Annotated in this window: 16 protein-coding genes; 4 read left to right on the forward strand and 12 right to left on the reverse strand. The window is 64.5% G+C overall.

Annotated features, from left to right (window positions below):
- Positions 1-19: 19 nt before the first annotated feature.
- A complete protein-coding gene (locus HH800_RS14440) occupies positions 20-649 on the forward strand; it encodes a glutathione S-transferase family protein (protein ID WP_169863336.1) in 630 nt (209 codons plus the stop codon).
- An 83-nt stretch (positions 650-732) separates the two neighbouring features.
- Here the strand turns inward: HH800_RS14440 and HH800_RS14445 are convergent, their stop codons facing one another.
- The 8 genes from HH800_RS14445 to HH800_RS14480 all read right to left on the reverse strand — a co-directional run bounded on the left by HH800_RS14445 (position 733) and on the right by HH800_RS14480 (position 8860).
- Positions 733-1467, reverse strand: coding sequence for a Bax inhibitor-1/YccA family protein (locus HH800_RS14445; protein WP_122129377.1), 735 nt, complete (start codon positions 1465-1467; stop codon positions 733-735).
- Between the two features lie 123 nt (positions 1468-1590).
- The gene (locus HH800_RS14450) at positions 1591-2262 is read right to left on the reverse strand and encodes a cyclase family protein (protein ID WP_122129376.1); all 672 of its coding nucleotides are present in this window, start codon (positions 2260-2262) and stop codon (positions 1591-1593) included.
- Positions 2259-2519, reverse strand: a complete 261-nt coding sequence (locus tag HH800_RS14455) for a CBU_0592 family membrane protein (RefSeq protein WP_169861489.1) — start codon at positions 2517-2519, stop codon at positions 2259-2261. The genes HH800_RS14450 and HH800_RS14455 overlap by 4 nt, the downstream gene beginning before the upstream one ends.
- Before the next feature lie 79 nt (positions 2520-2598).
- Positions 2599-5268 carry an aconitate hydratase AcnA gene (gene acnA / locus HH800_RS14460; RefSeq protein ID WP_169861490.1) on the reverse strand — a complete coding sequence of 890 codons (2670 nt, stop codon included), beginning with the start codon at positions 5266-5268 and terminating at the stop codon, positions 2599-2601.
- A gap of 318 nt (positions 5269-5586) precedes the next feature.
- Complete coding sequence (locus HH800_RS14465; RefSeq protein WP_169861491.1) at positions 5587-7341, reverse strand: DUF885 domain-containing protein; 1755 nt, start codon at positions 7339-7341, stop codon at positions 5587-5589.
- Between the two features lie 54 nt (positions 7342-7395).
- Positions 7396-7599 (reverse strand): DUF5818 domain-containing protein, encoded by a 204-nt coding sequence (locus HH800_RS14470; protein ID WP_169861492.1) that lies wholly within the window; start codon positions 7597-7599, stop codon positions 7396-7398.
- Positions 7600-7604: 5 nt separating this feature from the next.
- Complete coding sequence (locus HH800_RS14475; protein ID WP_017502243.1) at positions 7605-7790, reverse strand: DUF1328 domain-containing protein; 186 nt, start codon at positions 7788-7790, stop codon at positions 7605-7607.
- A 71-nt stretch (positions 7791-7861) separates the two neighbouring features.
- Complete coding sequence (locus tag HH800_RS14480) at positions 7862-8860, reverse strand: 2-hydroxyacid dehydrogenase (protein WP_169861493.1); 999 nt, start codon at positions 8858-8860, stop codon at positions 7862-7864.
- 102 nt (positions 8861-8962) lie between these two features.
- Between HH800_RS14480 and HH800_RS14485 the strand changes: the two genes are divergently transcribed.
- From HH800_RS14485 to HH800_RS14495, 3 genes are all read left to right on the forward strand, one after another.
- Entirely contained in the window at positions 8963-9460 is a 498-nt protein-coding gene (locus tag HH800_RS14485) for an SH3 domain-containing protein (protein ID WP_169861494.1), read from the forward strand.
- 468 nt (positions 9461-9928) lie between these two features.
- Entirely contained in the window at positions 9929-10933 is a 1005-nt protein-coding gene (locus HH800_RS14490) for a hypothetical protein (protein ID WP_169861495.1), read from the forward strand.
- A gap of 38 nt (positions 10934-10971) precedes the next feature.
- On the forward strand, positions 10972-11508 hold the full coding sequence (locus HH800_RS14495; protein ID WP_235681888.1) for a CAP domain-containing protein: 537 nt from the start codon (positions 10972-10974) through the stop codon (positions 11506-11508).
- Between the two features lie 250 nt (positions 11509-11758).
- On the opposite strand, the gene HH800_RS14505 is transcribed toward HH800_RS14495, so the two are convergent.
- The 4 genes from HH800_RS14505 to HH800_RS14520 all read right to left on the reverse strand — a co-directional run bounded on the left by HH800_RS14505 (position 11759) and on the right by HH800_RS14520 (position 16325).
- Positions 11759-11956 (reverse strand): hypothetical protein, encoded by a 198-nt coding sequence (locus HH800_RS14505; RefSeq protein WP_169861497.1) that lies wholly within the window; start codon positions 11954-11956, stop codon positions 11759-11761.
- Between the two features lie 129 nt (positions 11957-12085).
- Entirely contained in the window at positions 12086-13399 is a 1314-nt protein-coding gene (locus HH800_RS14510) for an amidohydrolase family protein (RefSeq protein ID WP_004211333.1), read from the reverse strand.
- Positions 13396-14799: an amidohydrolase gene (locus HH800_RS14515; RefSeq protein ID WP_169861498.1), complete on the reverse strand. Its 1404-nt coding sequence runs from the start codon at positions 14797-14799 to the stop codon at positions 13396-13398. The genes HH800_RS14510 and HH800_RS14515 overlap by 4 nt, the downstream gene beginning before the upstream one ends.
- Positions 14796-16325, reverse strand: coding sequence for a peptide MFS transporter (locus tag HH800_RS14520; RefSeq protein ID WP_169861499.1), 1530 nt, complete (start codon positions 16323-16325; stop codon positions 14796-14798). Before HH800_RS14520 ends, HH800_RS14515 begins: the two co-directional genes overlap by 4 nt.
- Between the last annotated feature and the right edge of the window lie 127 nt (positions 16326-16452).

A 16452-nucleotide genomic window follows, 5' to 3' on the forward strand; every position in this document is an offset into this window, starting at 1 on the left:
TTTCCAAGGAGAATGCATGATGGCGGACCCGGTTCTTCTCTATACCAACCCCATGTCCCGCGGGCAGATCGCCCGATGGATGCTGGAGGAGGTCGGCGCCCCCTATGAGGCGGTGGTGCTGGATTATGCCGGCGGCATGAAGACCGCCGACTATCGCGCGATCAACCCGATGGGCAAGGTGCCGGCGATCGTTCATGGCGGCAAGGTGGTGACCGAATGCGCCGCCATCTGCGCCTATCTGGCCGATGCCTTCCCCGCCGCCGGCCTGGCGCCGGCGACCGATGATCGGGCCGACTATTATCGCTGGCTCTTCTTCGCCGCCGGTCCGGTGGAGGCCGCGGTCACCAACAAGGCGATGGGCTTCGTCCTGCCAGAGGGACGCGAACGCAGCGCGGGCTATGGCTCGCTCGATGACACGCTCGACACGCTGGAAACGGCGGTCACCGGCCGCAGCTGGATCTGCGGCGGCACCTTCACCGCAGCGGACGTCTATGTCGGCGCGCAGATCGACTGGGGGCTCACCTTCGGCACCATCCCCAGCCGCCCGGCATTCGAGGCCTATGCCGCCCGGTTGCGCGAACGCCCAGCCTATAAGAGGCAGAAGGAGATCGACAACGCCCTGATCGCCGAGATGCAGAAACAGGGCTGAGCCTGCCCCTTCCCAACAAAGCAAAAGGCCCGGCGGAGATGTCCGCCGGGCCTTTTTCCTGTCTTCGTTCCGTTCGCTGGAGATCAGCGGCGATCGCCCATGAAGCGCAGCAGGAACATGAACATGTTGATGAAGTCGAGATAGAGGTTCAGCGCCCCCATCACCACCGACTTGCCCATCATGTCGGTGCCGGCGACATAGCTGTAGATGCTCTTGATCTTCTGCGTGTCATAGGCGGTCAGGCCCGCGAACAGCAGCACGCCGACGAAGCTGATCACCAGATCCATCATGCTGGAACGCAGGAAGAGGTTGATCAGGCTGGCGACCAGCAGGCCGACGACACCCATGATCAGGAAGGTGCCGAAGCCCGACAGATCCTTCTTGGTGGTGTAGCCGAACAGGCTGAGGCCGGCGAAGGCCGCAGCGGTCGCGAAGAAGGTCTGCGCGATCGACGTGCCGGTATAGACCAGGAAGATCGACGACAGCGACAGGCCCATCACGGCGGCATAGGCCCAGAACAGGCTCTGCATCGCGACGGTCGACAGCTTGTTGATGCCAAAGCTCATCACCATGACGAAAGCCAGCGGCGCGAACATGATGACATATTTCAGAATGCCGGGGCCGGCGAGGATCTGCAGCGCCAGACCGCTCGACGCGAACAGCATCGCGACGACGCCGGTCAGCAGCACGCCGCTCGCCATATAATTATAGACCGACAGCATATATTTGCGCAGCCCGGCATCGAACGCCTCGCTGCGCGCGGCGCTGGCATTGCCAAAGCCTGCGATATCGGAACGGGGGTCGGACCAATTGGCCATGGGTAAAATCTCCTTGGACGGCCTTTCTCGGCCGATCGTCATAGTATCGGCGCTAACGCCTCTCAGTTCAAGTGAAAGCCGAAGCCTAACAGCGATGTCATGCTTCAGCGCGACATCACAAGATCATGCCGGATCGACTTGCGCGAAGGCCCGCACCGGGAATGTGCCCATGCCGACGATCTTGGGCGGCACAGCGGTGAAGGCGAAGCCCGCATCCGGCAGCGCGCCCAGATTGGTCATATGCTCGCAGATCAGCACGCCGCCGCCCAGCAGTTCGCGATGGACCGGGCGACCGGTGCCGGGGCGGGTATCGTCGATATTATGGCTGTCGATGCCGACCAGCCGGGCGCCGCGCGCCACCAGCATCTGCGCCGCCGCTTCGGTCAGGAAGGGATGATCCTCATAATAGGCCGGCGTGCGCCAGTGCCGGTCCCAACCGGTGTGGACCAGCACCGCGCGGCCGGCGACGTCGATGCCGTCGAGATCGGCGGCATCCGTCGCGAGGCCCACTGCGTCGAACGGCCGCCGCACGACGATCGCCGGCAGGCTGGCCAGCCGGTCGAGATCGAGCATGGAGAGGTCATCGCCCTCCTCGAAACGGTGGAAGGGCGCATCGAGATAGGTGCCGGTGTTCGACACCATGTCGATCCGACCCATCTGAAAGGCGCTGCCATCGGCATAGTTGGCGCGCGACTGTTCGCGGGTCCAGTAATCGCAGATATGCGGGGCGGCGACGCCCTTATAGGTAGTCATGCCATGTTCGATGGCGTGGCTGAGATCGATCAAGCGGGTCATGACGGGGACATTCTCCGACGGAAGATGCGCCACAGGGTGGAAAAGCCGACGACCGCCCAGATGATGTTGAGCACCATCGAGGGAAAAAAGGCGTCGTGCCACCAGGTGTTGAGGATGAAGAAGGCGGCGCCGACGGCGTTGAGCCACTGGAAGGTCGCCGACCCACCCGACAGCCGCCCGGTCGAGACGCCGACATAGGCGATCAGCACCAATATCGCGCCGGCCCAGCCGACGATCTCCACGAACAGCGCCACCATCCACCCCAAAATGAAAAGGGCTCCCTCCTCACGGAGAGAGCCCTCATTCCTTAGCTCAGCGCGTCAATCGATCAAGCGCTCAGGCCGCCAGCTTGCGCAGCACATATTGCAGGATGCCGCCGTTGAGGAAATATTCCAGCTCGTTGACGGTATCGATGCGGCAAAGCGCGGTGAAGCTGAAGGTCGAACCGTCGGCGCGGGTGACCTGCACTTCGACATCCTGGCGGGGCTTGAGGTCGGCGACACCGGTGATGGTGAAGCTGTCATCGCCCTTGAGGCCCAGCGTGTCGCGGGTCTGGCCATCCTTGAACACCAGGGGCAGCACGCCCATGCCGACCAGGTTCGACCGGTGGATACGCTCGAAGCTTTCGACGATCACGGCGCGCACGCCGAGCAGGTTGGTGCCCTTGGCCGCCCAGTCGCGCGACGAGCCGGTGCCATATTCCTTGCCACCGATCACGACCAGCGGCGTGCCGTCGGCCTTGTGCTTCATCGCCGCGTCATAGATCGGCATGACTTCGCCCTGATAGCTGGTCATGCCGCCTTCGACGCCATCGAGCATCAGATTCTTGATGCGGATATTGGCGAAGGTGCCACGCATCATGACTTCGTGATGGCCACGGCGCGAACCATAGCTGTTATAGTCGGCCTGGGCGACCTGATGCTCGCTCAGCCACTTGCCTGCGGGCGAGGTCGCCTTGATCGAACCGGCCGGCGAGATGTGGTCGGTGGTGATCGAGTCGCCGAAGATCGCCAGCGGCATGGCGCCGATGATGTCGGTGACCGGCGCCGGGGTCATGGTCAGCCCCTCGAAATAGGGCGGATTGGCGACATAGGTCGACCCGGCGCGCCACTTGTAGGTGTCCGATCCGGTGACCTCGATCGCCTGCCAATGGGCGTCGCCCTTGTAGACATTGGCGTAGCGGGCGCGGAACATCTCCCGGTCGACCGCCCCCGCCAGGGTGGTCGCGACCTCGTCATTGGTCGGCCAGATGTCCTTGAGATAGACCGCTTCGCCATCCTTGCTCGTGCCGATCGGGGTGGTGATGAAATCCTCGATCACCGTGCCCTTGAGCGCATAGGCGACGACCAGCGGCGGCGAAGCGAGGAAGTTGGCGCGCACGTCGGGCGAGACGCGACCTTCGAAGTTGCGGTTGCCCGAAATGACGGCGGCAGCGACCAGGCCATTTTCATTGATCGCCTTGCTGATCGGCTCGGCCAGCGGGCCGGAATTGCCGATGCAGGTGGTGCAGCCATAGCCGACGAGGTTAAAGCCGATCGCGTCGAGATGCGCCTGAAGGCCCGCCTTTTCCAGATAGTCGGTGACGACCTGGCTACCCGGCGCCAGCGAGGTCTTGACCCAGGGCTTGGGCTTCAAGCCCAGCTCGTTCGCCTTCTTGGCGACCAGGCCGGCCGCGATCAGCACATTGGGGTTGGAGGTGTTGGTGCAGCTGGTGATCGCGGCGATGGTGACGTCGCCGTCGCCAATGTCATAATCCTTGCCCTCGACCGGAACGCGGGTCTGCGCCTTCTGATAGGTCTTCTCCATGTCCGCGTTGAACACGTCGTCCACTTGCGGAAGCGCGACGCGGTCCTGCGGGCGCTTGGGACCAGCCAGGCTCGGCACCACGGTGGACAGGTCCAGCTCCAGCGTATCGGTGAAGATCGGCTCGACCGACGGATCGATCCAGAAGCCCTGCTGCTTGGCATAGGCCTCGACCAGCGCGATATTCTCGTCGCTGCGGCCGGTCAGGCGCATATAGTCCAGCGTCTTGTCATCGATGCCGAAGAAGCCGCAGGTCGCGCCATATTCGGGCGCCATATTGGCCAGCGTCGCCCGGTCAGCGAGGCTGAGAGTGGCAAGGCCGGGGCCGAAATATTCGACAAAGCGGCCGACCACGCCGCGCGCGCGCAACATCTGGGTGCAGGTCAGCACCAGGTCGGTGGCGGTCACGCCTTCCTTCAAATTGCCGGTAAACTTGAAGCCGACCACTTCGGGGATCAGCATGGAGACGGGCTGGCCCAGCATCGCGGCCTCCGCCTCGATCCCGCCCACGCCCCAGCCCAGCACGCCAAGGCCATTGACCATGGTGGTGTGGCTGTCCGTGCCGACGCAGGTGTCGGGATAGGCGATGGTGGCACCATCAGCGCCTTCGCTCGACCAGACGCCCTGCGCGATATTTTCCAGGTTCACCTGATGACAGATGCCGGTGCCCGGCGGCACGGCGTAGAAATTGGCGAGGCTCTTGCTGCCCCATTTCAGGAAGTCGTAGCGCTCCATATTGCGCTGATATTCGATCTCCATATTGTCCTGGAACGCGCGCGGCGTGCCGAACTCGTCGACCATGACCGAATGGTCGATGACGAGGTGGACGGGCACCTGCGGGTTGATCTTGCTCGCGTCGGCGCCCAGCGCGTTCATCGCGTCGCGCATGGCGGCCAGGTCGACGACGCAGGGCACGCCGGTGAAGTCCTGCAGCAGCACGCGCGCCGGGCGATACTGGATCTCGCGCTCCGCCTTGCCCTTGTCATTCTGCCAGTCGACGATCGCCTTGATGTCGTCGGTGGTGACGGTCACGCCATCCTCGAAGCGCAGCAGATTTTCGAGCAGCACCTTCATCGAGAAAGGCAGGCGCGAAACATCGCCCAGCTTCGCAGCCGCCTTTTCCAACGAATAATAGGCGATGTCCTTGCCGCCGACATTGAGCGTGTCGCGCGTGCCGAGAGTATCCTGTCCGGTGGCGGTCATAAGATATGCGTCTCCTCGCATAGGCCCGGCCATGCGGAAGGAAGCGTCGCGTTCCCACCAGAAGCCACGAAGACGCGGCAAGGTGGAGGGAGGCGCCCCAACCTATGGTCGAAGCAAGTGTGTCCCGATGAGCGGTGGCATACAGATTGCGACCGCTCAGGCAAAGGGACAAAATGGCCGAAAGCCCCTTTATTTCCGCCATTTTCGCTTACTGAAAATCATTCGCAGCGACGCGCACATGGGGCGCACTTTTATTGTGCGGGAGGCGTGGAAATCGCTCCCGCCCCGCCCCACATCTTGCCTTTATCAGCGCACTTGTCAGCGCGCCTTTTCCGCGGCGATCCAGCCGTCGATCTGGCTTTCCAGCACGGTAAGCGGCACCGCCCCCTGCGACAGCACCGCGTCATGAAAACGGCGCAGGTCGAATTTGGGCCCAAGCTGCTGTTCCGCCCGCGCGCGCAATTCGCGGATCTTGATCTCGCCCAGCTTGTAGCCCAGCGCCTGTCCCGGCCAACTGATATAGCGATTGACCTCCGCATCGATATTGGCGTCGCTCAGGGCGCTGTTCGCCTTCATGAAGGCGACGGCCTTCGCCTTGTCCCAGCCCTTGGCATGGATGCCGGTGTCCACCACCAGGCGACAGGCGCGCCACATCTCGTAGGACAGGCGACCCATCATCTTTTCGGGCGTGTCGTAGAGCCCCATCTCCTCGCCCAGATATTCGGTGTAGAGCGCCCAGCCCTCGACATAGGCGGTGAAGCCGGCGAGATATTTGCGGAAGGGCGGCAGCGGCAATTCCTGCTGCAACGCGATTTGGTTGTGATGGCCCGGCACCGCTTCATGCGCGGTCAGCGCCGGCAATTCCCAGAAGGGCCGCTGGTCGAGCTTCGAGGTGTTGACCCAATAGGTGCCGGAAATTCCTGCCTCGGGCGCGCCGGGGCCATAATAGGCCGTGGTCGTCCCCTCCGCCTCGGCCGCCGGGATCGGCTTGATGCCATAAGGCAGGCGCGGCAGCGTGGCGAAATAGCGCGGCAGCAGGCCGTCGATCGTCTTGGCTTGGCGTGCGGCAACGCGCAGCAGTTCCTCGGGCGTCTTGGCGTAATAGCTGGGGTCGGTGCGCAGATGCTGGATGAAGGCGGCGCGGCTGGGATAGCCCGCCTTGGCCGCGATCGCGTCCATCCGCTTGCCGATGCGGGCCACCTCATCCAGCCCGATCTGGTGGATCTGATCGGGCGTCAGGTCGGTGGCGGTGTGGGTGCGCACCCGACTGGCATACCAGGCCGCCCCGCCCGGCAGGGTCGAGGCGCTGTCGCTCTTGCGGCATTTGGGCAGATAGTCCGCCACGAACAGGTCGTGCCATTTGCCATATTCGGGCGTGATGACATCGCGGATCACCGCTACCGCGCGCGCCTGCAGTGCCGCCCAGTCGGCGTCGCTGATGTCGCGCGGTTTCGTCCGCGTGAAGGGCTCGTAGAAGCGCGTGCCCTCCGGCGGCCCGGCGACGATGCCGCTGATCCCCTTGGCAAAGCCGCCCAGCACCGAACAGGGCAGCACGTAACCGCCCTTGATCGCTTGGCGGGTGATCGCCATGCCGTCGCCATTCTGCTTGGGATAAAGCGCAAGGCGCTTCAAATAGCTCTCATAATCGGCACGGGTGTAGAAAGGCAGGCCGTCGGCCATGCCGGAAAAGCCCTGATGCCAGCTATAATAGGTGGTGAAGAGCATCAGCCGTTCGGCCTGATGCTTGTCGCTGGCGATGTCGTCGCGCAGCATCCACAACAGCACGGCACGGTTCACCTTGTCGGCGGCATCCAGCCCCGCCTCCGGCACCGCATCCAGCCGGGTGACGAAGCCCTGTTCCGCCTTGATCTGGGCATCGCGGGCGCCAAACGACAGGTCCGAAATCTGATCGTCGTAGTCGCGCACGCCGCGCGCGGTAGCCTCCACCGGATGGACCGACAGATACCATTTCCAGTGATCATCGATCACCTGGGTCAGTTGGTCATGGGGAGTCTGGGCGTGAGCCAGAGCTGGCGCCGCAACGGCGAGCATCAGGGAAATGATCTTGCGCATGGGCGCAACTGATCGCGCGGCGCAACGATTCTGGCAAGATGGCCCGATGCCGGTTCAGGCGGCGGCTACGCCATCCGCTTCGACAATGTCGTCGCCGGCATAATAGGCGCGCACCCGGACCCGCTTTTCGACATGGTCGACCGGCACGCGCAGCAACACCAGTCGCCAGGTGCCGCCCAGATCGCGCTGGAGCAGGAAGCCGGCCTCATCGCGCAGCAACCGCCCGGTCTCATCCACTCCAGCGCCAATCTCGATCATGCGTGTCAGTCTATCGCATCCTTGATTCCCTTGCCAGCCAGAAGGCCCAGAACAAGGAAGATCAGGAACAGGGCAATCGCGACGCCGAACAGCAATTTGGCGATGCCGACAAAGGTGCCGGCGGCGCCGCCGAAGCCGAGGACGGCGAGCACGGCCGCGATCACAAGGGCAATGATGGCAAGACGAATCATGGTGGGATTCCTTCCGTTTCTCTGATGTTTCCAAACGGAGGAAGGCGCGCATTGTTCCGCGCGCGCAGCGATCAGACCCAGCCTTCAAGCACCTGATTGGGTGGGCGATGGCCATCGGCCCAGGTGCGGATATTGGCGATGACGCGCGCGCCGGTGGCATCGCGCCCCTCGAAGGTCGCCGAGCCGACATGGGGCAGCAGGGTGACGTTGGCGAGCGCGAGCAGCCGCGGATCGACCGCCGGCTCATGGGTGTAGACGTCAAGCCCGGCACCGGCAATCCGTGCTTCAGCGAGCGCAGCGATCAGTGCCGGCTCATCGGTGATTTCCGCGCGGGAGGTGTTGATGAGATAGGCGTCGGGCCGCATCAGGCCGATCCGCCGCGCATCGATCAGGCCACGGCTGTCGGCGTTGAGCGGACAATGGATCGACACGATGTCGCATTCGCGCAGCAGCGCGTCGAGATCGTCATGCCAGCTGGCCTCCAGCTCCTGCTCCACCTCGAACGGCAGGCGGTGGCGATTATGATAGGCGATGGAGAGGCCGAACGCCTTCGCGCGGCGGGCGACGGCGCGACCGATGCGACCCATGCCGATGAGGCCCAGCTTCTTGCCGCCGATGCGATGGCCGAGCATGCCCGACGGGCTCCAGCCATGCCATTGGCCCGAGCGCACCAGCTTCTCCCCCTCGGCCAGGCGGCGGGGCACGGAGAGGATCAGCGCCATGGTCATGTCGGCCGTGTCTTCGGTCAGCACGCCGGGCGTGTTGGTGACGATCACGCCCCTGGTCCGCGCGGCGGCGAGGTCGATATGGTCGACGCCGCTGCCGAAGCTGGCGATCAGTTGCAGCCGGTCGGGCGCGCCGGCGATCAGTTCCGCGTCGATCTGGTCACTGATGCAGGGCACCAGCACGTCGCACTGCGCCATGGCGGCGGCGAGTTCGGCCCGGTTCATGGGGATGTCGCCGGTGTTGAAGCTGGCGTCGAACAGTTCGGCCATGCGCGCCTCCACATTGGGGGGCAGGCGACGCGTCACGATGACGCGCGGCGTTGCGGGGCGCGGTTTCCTGGCCATAGCATGGCCGCTATTCCCGCCTGCCCCGCCGGTCAAGCGGATATGCGGCTGCCTGCGATTGAAAGCTTGTCGCGACCGGCCGGACAAGCGTATGGAAAGACCATGGGTGATATGGGCAAAGGGTCGGGCATGAAGCGCCTGCTGCTGGGCGCGGGCATGATCGCGACACTGACCAATATGAGCGGCGCGGCGGCGGCCCCGGCCAAGCCGGTGCCCTATTGGGCATCACTGTCGCACGACGAGGCGCGGATGCGCGTCGGCCCCAGCCTCGATTACCCGTCCAACTGGGTCTATCAGCGCCGCGACCTGCCGGTGAAGGTGGTGCAGGTGCTGGGCCTGTGGCGCAAGGTGGAAGACCCTGACGGTGCCCAGGGCTGGATGCATGTCCGCCTGCTGAGCGATACCGCCACGGCGATCGTCACCGCAGCGCAAGCACCGATGCACGAGGGCGCGAGCGAAACCAGCCGCACCCTGTTCCGCGCCGAAAAGGGCGTGGTCGGCCGGATCGGTTCCTGCTCGAGCGGCTGGTGCGCATTCGACGTGAAGGGCCAGAAGGGCTTCGTGAAGGCGAGCGACGTGTGGGGCGCCACCAGCGGCTGAACCCGGCCCGGCAAAAATAGGAAATGCCGCGCTTAACTTCGCATATTTCCCGCACATCCTGACATTTTCGTGCCGATGATGGAAATTATCGTGCGAGGCCGAGGACGCGCGCGGACGATGGGAAAGAGCCGGCGACGGTATAGCGGAAAGCCGGCGCTGTAGGACAGACGCCACGGCCCCGGCGCCATCGCCCCTAAGGATTTTCCGCCATCGGCGATCCGGAATAGCCCGATTGTTTCGCACCCGACATCGCCCTAGCAATCCGTTTGTCGCAGCTCGCCGGGATTGGCCCCGACATCTGCCTGGACATGGGGGACAGCGATGGCTTGGAGCAGGCGCGCATTCATCGGCGCAACGGCAGCATCGGTCACAGGCCTGTCCCTGATACCGGGCCTGATACCAGCCAGGGCGAATGCGCAGGCGAACCGGCAAAAAACCTATGGCGTCGTCGAAATCCGACGAGGCGGAATGAGCGTCGCAGCCTACCGGTTCGACCGTGACCAACTGGGCCAACGCAGGCTTTCGGGCTTCGAGCGCATGGCGCCGGAGCCCAGCGGCAAGGCGTTCGTCGAAACCGAACTGGCAAGCCCACTCGGCCCCGCAGCGGATGACGCCATGGCCGCCCAGAGCGTCGAGATCGTGGCCGGCCATATCGATCGGCTGAAGTCCCAGCATGGTTTGCAGACCGGCGACATTGCCGTACTGGTTTCAGGCGGCCTGATCGATTTCGCGCCAGGCCGGGTGGAGCAGTTCGTCGCCGCCCTTCCCGCACGAACGGGCATCACCCCCGAAATCATCTCGATCAAGGATCAGGCACGGCTGGGCTATGACAGGATCGTGCGCCCCGCCGACCGCCGCAATGTGATGCACGTCAACATCGCCAGCGGCACGATCAAGGGCGGCTATTATGACCAGCATGGCCAGTTTGTCGCCCTTTCGGCGCCCTATGGACCCAAGACGATGGCCGGCGCGGTCAAGCTTCGCTGGCCGGACGTCCGCACCGCCACTGTCAGTCAAAGGGCATCGGAATTTTACGGCGACACCGTGGCCCCGGTGCTGGCGCCACAGATTGCAACGGAACCCCCACCCCGGCAACGCCCGACCGTCTATCTGACGGGAGGGATCGTGACGGCAACCGCTGTGATTTTCCGCCCGAAGGCCATTCTCCAGCCTCATCAATGGGTAGAGATGCAACCCGATGATTTTGCGAAGCTGCTCGGCCTAATCGCAAGCGGCACCCCTTATGGTGGGCCATTACCCGCGACCCTGACCGGCGAGGAAGGCGACCGCGTGCGCGACGCCCTGCGCCGGGTGCGGAACAGCTTCAACCCGCACGAGATGGCCGCCGGGGCGGCCATCGGCGATGGGCTGGCGCGGCAGCTGCGCTTTGACCAGCGGACCAGGCTGGCGCTGCCCCAATTGGCTGGCACCCAGATCTGGGTCTCGCAATATCTGCTCGAAAAATTCGGCTAATGCCCCGCGCGATCTACCATCAGAGCAAGGAGAAGTTTATGATGCTGGAGCTTCTCACGCGCCCCTCGATACAGCGGTCAGCCGCCATTCTGCTGGGCCTTATCGCGGCATCACCGGTACAGGCGCAGAACCGGCTCGACAATTTCGACCAGCGCGTCCTGGCCGCCCATAATGCGGAGCGTGGCCAGATTGGCGTGCCGAACCTTAGCTGGAGCCCGGCGCTCGCCGCCGATGCGGCGCGATGGGGCGCCAATCTCCAGACGCTAAGCGATCTCGAACATGATGGCTCGCTGGTCGCAGAGGGCGAGAATCTGTGGCGGGGCAGCAAGGGCGCCTATACGCCCGAAGACATGGTCACCATGTGGATCGACGAGAAGGCAGCGTTCAAGAATGGCGTGTTCACCGATGTCAGCACATCGGGCCAGTGGGAAGATGTCGGCCATTATACCCAGCTGATCTGGCGCGACACGACACAGGTGGGATGTGCGCTCGTCACCGTCGCCAGCGGCGAGGATGAGATACTGGTCTGCCGCTATCTCGACGGCGGCAATGTCACCGGCCAGATGACCTACTAATCGCGCGTGATCATGCGGCGCCTGTCGTGCAGGGAGGACAGCATTTCCGTCGGAAGTCGACCGTGGCCGGGAACCAGAGGCGGCGCCTTTCCCGGTTAATCGAATGGGTCGGCAGGTCGCGCCATGGACTGCCCTTTCGAACAGTCCACAGCACGACCTCCATGAATAGCTGATTGTTCCTGCCGCTGCGTCCGGGGGCAGTTTGCCCAGATAGTGCGCTTCTATCGTCGCCCAGCTGGATTCACGGCCCCTAGAACAGGCCGCCGTCTATATCCGGCTCGGGGCTGTCTTGCATGCCTCTGGTCTGGATGGCCATTTCGACTTCGCCCGCCAGCAGGGCGGCGTCGTTGCCGGTGAAGCCGCTTTCGGCATCGATCAGATCATCTAGTTTGAAGCGGGCGGCAAACATCTGGAACCGCTCGAGGGCTTCATTCAGTTCATCGGGCATGGGGCCTCTCCTATATCGCGGTTGCGTCCTGCCCCAACGAGGCGGGGTCGCCTTTGGTGCCATGCCCCCCGCATTTTGCCGGCAGATGTGCGCGGCATGAAAAAGGGAGCCGTGGCCCCCTTCCCCATCTTACCATTCATAGGCCTTGGGCAGGCTGCCCTCGGCCGGGGTGGCGTAGCGGTCGCGCAGCTTGGTCTGGCGATTGTCGATCGGCTGCTGGATGCCGTCGATCCACACCGCGACCGGCGCCGATTCCATTTCCAGCGGGTCGCCGTCCCAGATCACCACATCGCCCGCCTTGCCGGCCTTGAGCGAGCCGATCCGGTCGCCCAGCCCCATCGCCTCGGCCGGGGCGGAAGTGATGCTGCGCAGCGCCTGGCCCCAGCTGAGGCCAGTGGCGCCCGGCACCTTGTTGAGGGCGACCATATTGCCCGCCTGCTGGGTGGCGAGGCGCAGTTGCAGCGCTTCGTCCCGGTCCATCAGGCCCATGGCGACGGGCACGCCGGCCTTGACCATGCGGCCGACATTGCTCTGGGTCGCGGCCAGCTTCTCGAAGCTGGAGGGCAGGTCGTCGAGCCCGCCGGCGATCACCGGCACCTTGGCGGCGGCGATCTGGCTGGCGACCATCCAGCCCTCGGTCGCGCCGGCGAGGATCAGTTTCAGCGCCGGGAAGTCCTTCCGGAGCGCCAGCACGCCGAGAATGTCGCGCGCGCTTTCGACATGGATCATCAGCGGCATGGCGCCGGTGACGACCGGGACCAGCGCCTCGGCATCGACCCGGTTGAGCAGCGCGTCCTTCGACCGGCCATCATAGCTGGCCGGGGCCCTGGCATAATCCTGCGCCTCGCGCAGCATCATCTTGAAGGTGAGGTAAGCCGCCGGTCGGCTGCCGCCGGCATCCTCCGCCCCCTCTTCGCCCATCTCGACATATTGGAAGGCGCGCGCCTTGGTGATCGGGTCCATATCGGCACCCAGATCGACCACCGCGCCCTGCCCGGCAAAGATGCCGTTGCCGGTCGCGGGCACGACCACCGCGCGGGTCACGCCGGCGGTGCGGCTGATCGCGATCGGATTGGCGAGCGGGTTGATCGCCGGCGCAACATCGATCGCGGCCGAGAAGGGCGTGCGGGCGTTGATGTCGTTGGTTTCCTTGACGCCGGGCACTTCGGCCAGGCCGACGCGCGAGAAGCCCGAGACGATGCCGGGCGTCACCCATTTGCCGCTGGCGTCGATGGTCTTGGCGCCGGCCGGCACGGCGACGCCGGCCCCGGCGGCCACCACCTTGCCCGCGGAAATGACCACGGTGCCATTCTGGATCGGTTCCGACCCGTCCCCGATCGCCAGGGTGGCGCCGGTAATCGCGATGGTCTGGGCCAGGGCCATGGGCGAGGCGGCAATGGCGAGCAGCGCGGCGGCGGCGCGGATTGCGGTCTTCATCGTCATTTCACGTCTCCCGCGCCGATCTGGCCGAGTTCGAAGTCGGTTACCGGGCGCCGCTTGGGATCATTGGCGTCATAGAGCAGGGCGCCGTCGACCCAGACCTTTTCCGGCCGGGTATAGGTGCTGAACGGATTGCCGTTCCACAGCACGACGTCGGCCATCTTGCCGACCTTCAGGCTGCCGGTCTGGTCGGCGATGCCCATCGCCTTGGCCGGGTTGATGGCGAGCCAGGTCCAGGCGATCTCGTCAGGGATATTCAGCCCCATGCGACGGCCCGCGCCCAATGCCTTGGCCGCTTCCTGGTTCAGCCGCTGGATGCCATTTTCGTCATCGGAATGGACGATGGCGCAGGCGCCGGCCTGGTGGACGAGCGGGACATTTTCCTTGATCCCGTCATAGGCTTCCATCTTGAAGCCATACCAGTCGCCCCACATGGCGGCGCAGATGCCGTTCTCGCGCAGCAAATCGGCGATCTTGTAGGCCTCGACCGCGTGGTGGAAGGCGGTGACCTTGTAGCCGAACTCCTTCGACATATCGATCACATTGGCCATCTCGTCGGCGCGGTAGCAATGGTTCTGGACCAGGATCTTGCCTTCCAGCGCATCGGCCAGCGTCTCCATGCCCAGGTCACGGGTCTGGTCCTTACCGGCGGCGCGCTTCTTCTGATATTCGCGCGCCTTGATCCAGGTCTGGCGATCGACCGCCATATTGCCCATGCGGGTGCTGGGCTCGCGCCCCTTGGCGCCATAGACGCGCTTGGGGTTTTCGCCGCAGGCCATCTTCAGGCCATAGGGCGCGCCGGGGAACTTCATCCCCTGCATGGTGCGGGCCTGGACATTCTTCAGGATCACGCTGCGACCGCCGAACAGATTGCCCGAGCCGGGCAGGATCTGAAGCGTGGTGACGCCGCCATTGGCAAGTGCGCGGCCGAAGCCGGGATCCTGCGGCCAGACCGAATGTTCGGCCCAGACATGGGGCGTGACCGGCGAGGTCATTTCATTGCCGTCCGAATGCGCCTCCACAGCAGGCGAGGGATAGACGCCCAGATGGCTGTGAATGTCGATGACGCCGGGCGTCACATATTTGCCGGTGCCGTCGAACACCGCGATGTCCGCCGGAATCGGCGTGTCGGGGCCACCGATCGAGGTGATCTTGCCACCCGACAGGAAGACGACGCCCTTGTCGATCCGTCCGCCCTCACCATCGAAGATGGTCGCGCCGCGGATCGCGGTCGCCACGCCCGGATAGGGCTTGTAGGTCGAAGGATAGGGATTGTCCGGCTCGGCCGAACTGCCCTGGGACGCCGGTGCGGGCTGGTCCTTTTCCTTTTTGGCGACCGCCGGCGCGGTCATGCCGGTCGCGACCAGCGCCAGCCCCAGCAGCAGCTTGCTGCGTGCGTTCATGCCTGTTTCCCCTTTTCAGCGGCAATGAGATCGAGATGCATCATGCGTTTCACATAGGGCGAGACCAGCAGCACCAGGCCGCCGACCACCACGGAAAACCAGCCGATGCGGCTGTAGACGTCCAGCACCTGGGTCACGTCGCCCGTCTCGCCGCTGCCGGTGGCGCGCGCGATCAGGCCGGCGATGAAATTGCCCGCGGCCATCGCCAGGAACCAGGTGCCCATCACCAGCCCGACCATGTTCGACACCGACAGGCGCGTCATCGCCGACAGGCCGACCGGCGAGAAGCAGAGTTCCGCCATGGTGTGGAGCAGATAGATGAGGAAGACGAAGATCACCGGCGTCAACGACTGCCCGGCCATCGCCGCGCCCGCGACCAGCACCAGGAAGCCGGCGCCGCACAGGATGAGCCCGATGCCGAACTTGGCGGGCGAGGATGGCTCCAGCCGGCGCTTGTCGAGGAAGGTCCACAGCACCGCGAACAGCGGCGCGAGCAGGATGATGTAGATGGAGTTGACCGACTGGAACAAAGAGGCCGGCACATCCCAGCCCAGGATGACGCGATCGACATTGCGGTCGGTGAAGATGTTGAGCGAGGAACCGGTCTGTTCGAACAGGCCCCAGAAGAGCGGATTGAGGGCGATCAGGAAGAGCGCGGCGAACATCCGGTCGCGCTCCACCCTGGTCAGCACCGTGACCGAGCGCCAAAGGATGTAGGCGACCGTCAGGGCCGAGAAGATCAGCAGCGTATAGCCCAGCAGTTCGGCATAGCGGATGACCATCCAGATCGCCGCCACGCCCAGCGCGGCGCTGGCATAGATGGTCCATTCCTGCGAGATCGTGCCGATCGCCGGCGCGCGCAGCTTTTCCGGCGCGGGCGGCTCGCCCTTGCCCAGCAGCCAGGGCCGCAGCCAGACGAACATGACGAGGCCGAGCAGCATGCCGACGCCGGCGGCGCCGAAGCCCCAGCTCCAGCCCCACAGCTCGCCCAGCAGGCCGCAGACAATCGGTCCGCTGGCGCCGCCCAGGTTGATGCCCATGTAGAAGATGGAGAAGGCCGGGTCGCGGCGATGATCGTCACGGGCATAAAGTTCGCCCACCAGCACCGAGATATTGGCCTTCAGGAAGCCGGTGCCGACGATGATGCTGGCCAGCGCCAGATAGAAGCCGTTGAGATAGAAGGCATCCTGTCCCCCCGGCCCTTCGGTGATGGCGATCAGGAAATGGCCGATGGCGATGAATACGCCGCCCACCAGCACCGCCTTGCGCGGGCCAAGGAACCGGTCGGCCAGATAGCCGCCTATCACCGGGGTGATATAGACCAGCGAGGTATAGGCGCCGTAGAGGATATAGGCCTTGTCCTCGCCGAACAGGAAATGTTTGGTGAGGTAGAAAATCAGGATGGCACGCATGCCATAATAGGAAAAACGTTCCCACATTTCCGCGAAGAACAGCAGGAACAGGCCGCGCGGATGGCCGAGCCAGGTCTTGCCTGCCTCCGCCGGTACGGTGATTGCGGTCGCCATCGGACCCCCTTGAAATTGTCTTTTTGTGCCGGCCGGCGAAAGCGGCGGCGTTATGGCACGGACCCTAGAGGGGAAAGGTGGGCAGAGTCAAAGAGGGGCTGAAGCGATAGGAAGTGCGCCCTTCGCC

It is taken from the genome of Sphingobium yanoikuyae, from assembly GCF_013001025.1.
GTDB classification, from domain to species: Bacteria; Pseudomonadota; Alphaproteobacteria; order Sphingomonadales; family Sphingomonadaceae; genus Sphingobium; species Sphingobium yanoikuyae_A.

What these genes read in the sequence shown, in the direction of transcription:
- HH800_RS14450 (WP_122129376.1), bottom strand. Translation starts at nt 2,262, where the DNA reads ATGACCCGCTTGATCGATCTCAGCCACGCCATCGAACATGGCATGACT.
- HH800_RS14455 (WP_169861489.1), bottom strand. Translation starts at nt 2,519, where the DNA reads ATGGTGGCGCTGTTCGTGGAGATCGTCGGCTGGGCCGGCGCGATATTG.
- HH800_RS14485 (WP_169861494.1), top strand. Translation starts at nt 8,963, where the DNA reads ATGGGTGATATGGGCAAAGGGTCGGGCATGAAGCGCCTGCTGCTGGGC.
- HH800_RS14440 (WP_169863336.1), top strand. Translation starts at nt 20, where the DNA reads ATGGCGGACCCGGTTCTTCTCTATACCAACCCCATGTCCCGCGGGCAG.
- HH800_RS14470 (WP_169861492.1), bottom strand. Translation starts at nt 7,599, where the DNA reads ATGATCGAGATTGGCGCTGGAGTGGATGAGACCGGGCGGTTGCTGCGC.
- HH800_RS14465 (WP_169861491.1), bottom strand. Translation starts at nt 7,341, where the DNA reads ATGCGCAAGATCATTTCCCTGATGCTCGCCGTTGCGGCGCCAGCTCTG.
- HH800_RS14490 (WP_169861495.1), top strand. Translation starts at nt 9,929, where the DNA reads ATGAGCGTCGCAGCCTACCGGTTCGACCGTGACCAACTGGGCCAACGC.
- HH800_RS14480 (WP_169861493.1), bottom strand. Translation starts at nt 8,860, where the DNA reads ATGGCCAGGAAACCGCGCCCCGCAACGCCGCGCGTCATCGTGACGCGT.
- HH800_RS14495 (WP_235681888.1), top strand. Translation starts at nt 10,972, where the DNA reads ATGATGCTGGAGCTTCTCACGCGCCCCTCGATACAGCGGTCAGCCGCC.
- HH800_RS14445 (WP_122129377.1), bottom strand. Translation starts at nt 1,467, where the DNA reads ATGGCCAATTGGTCCGACCCCCGTTCCGATATCGCAGGCTTTGGCAAT.
- HH800_RS14510 (WP_004211333.1), bottom strand. Translation starts at nt 13,399, where the DNA reads ATGACGATGAAGACCGCAATCCGCGCCGCCGCCGCGCTGCTCGCCATT.
- HH800_RS14520 (WP_169861499.1), bottom strand. Translation starts at nt 16,325, where the DNA reads ATGGCGACCGCAATCACCGTACCGGCGGAGGCAGGCAAGACCTGGCTC.
- HH800_RS14505 (WP_169861497.1), bottom strand. Translation starts at nt 11,956, where the DNA reads ATGCCCGATGAACTGAATGAAGCCCTCGAGCGGTTCCAGATGTTTGCC.
- HH800_RS14475 (WP_017502243.1), bottom strand. Translation starts at nt 7,790, where the DNA reads ATGATTCGTCTTGCCATCATTGCCCTTGTGATCGCGGCCGTGCTCGCC.
- HH800_RS14515 (WP_169861498.1), bottom strand. Translation starts at nt 14,799, where the DNA reads ATGAACGCACGCAGCAAGCTGCTGCTGGGGCTGGCGCTGGTCGCGACC.
- acnA (WP_169861490.1), bottom strand. Translation starts at nt 5,268, where the DNA reads ATGACCGCCACCGGACAGGATACTCTCGGCACGCGCGACACGCTCAAT.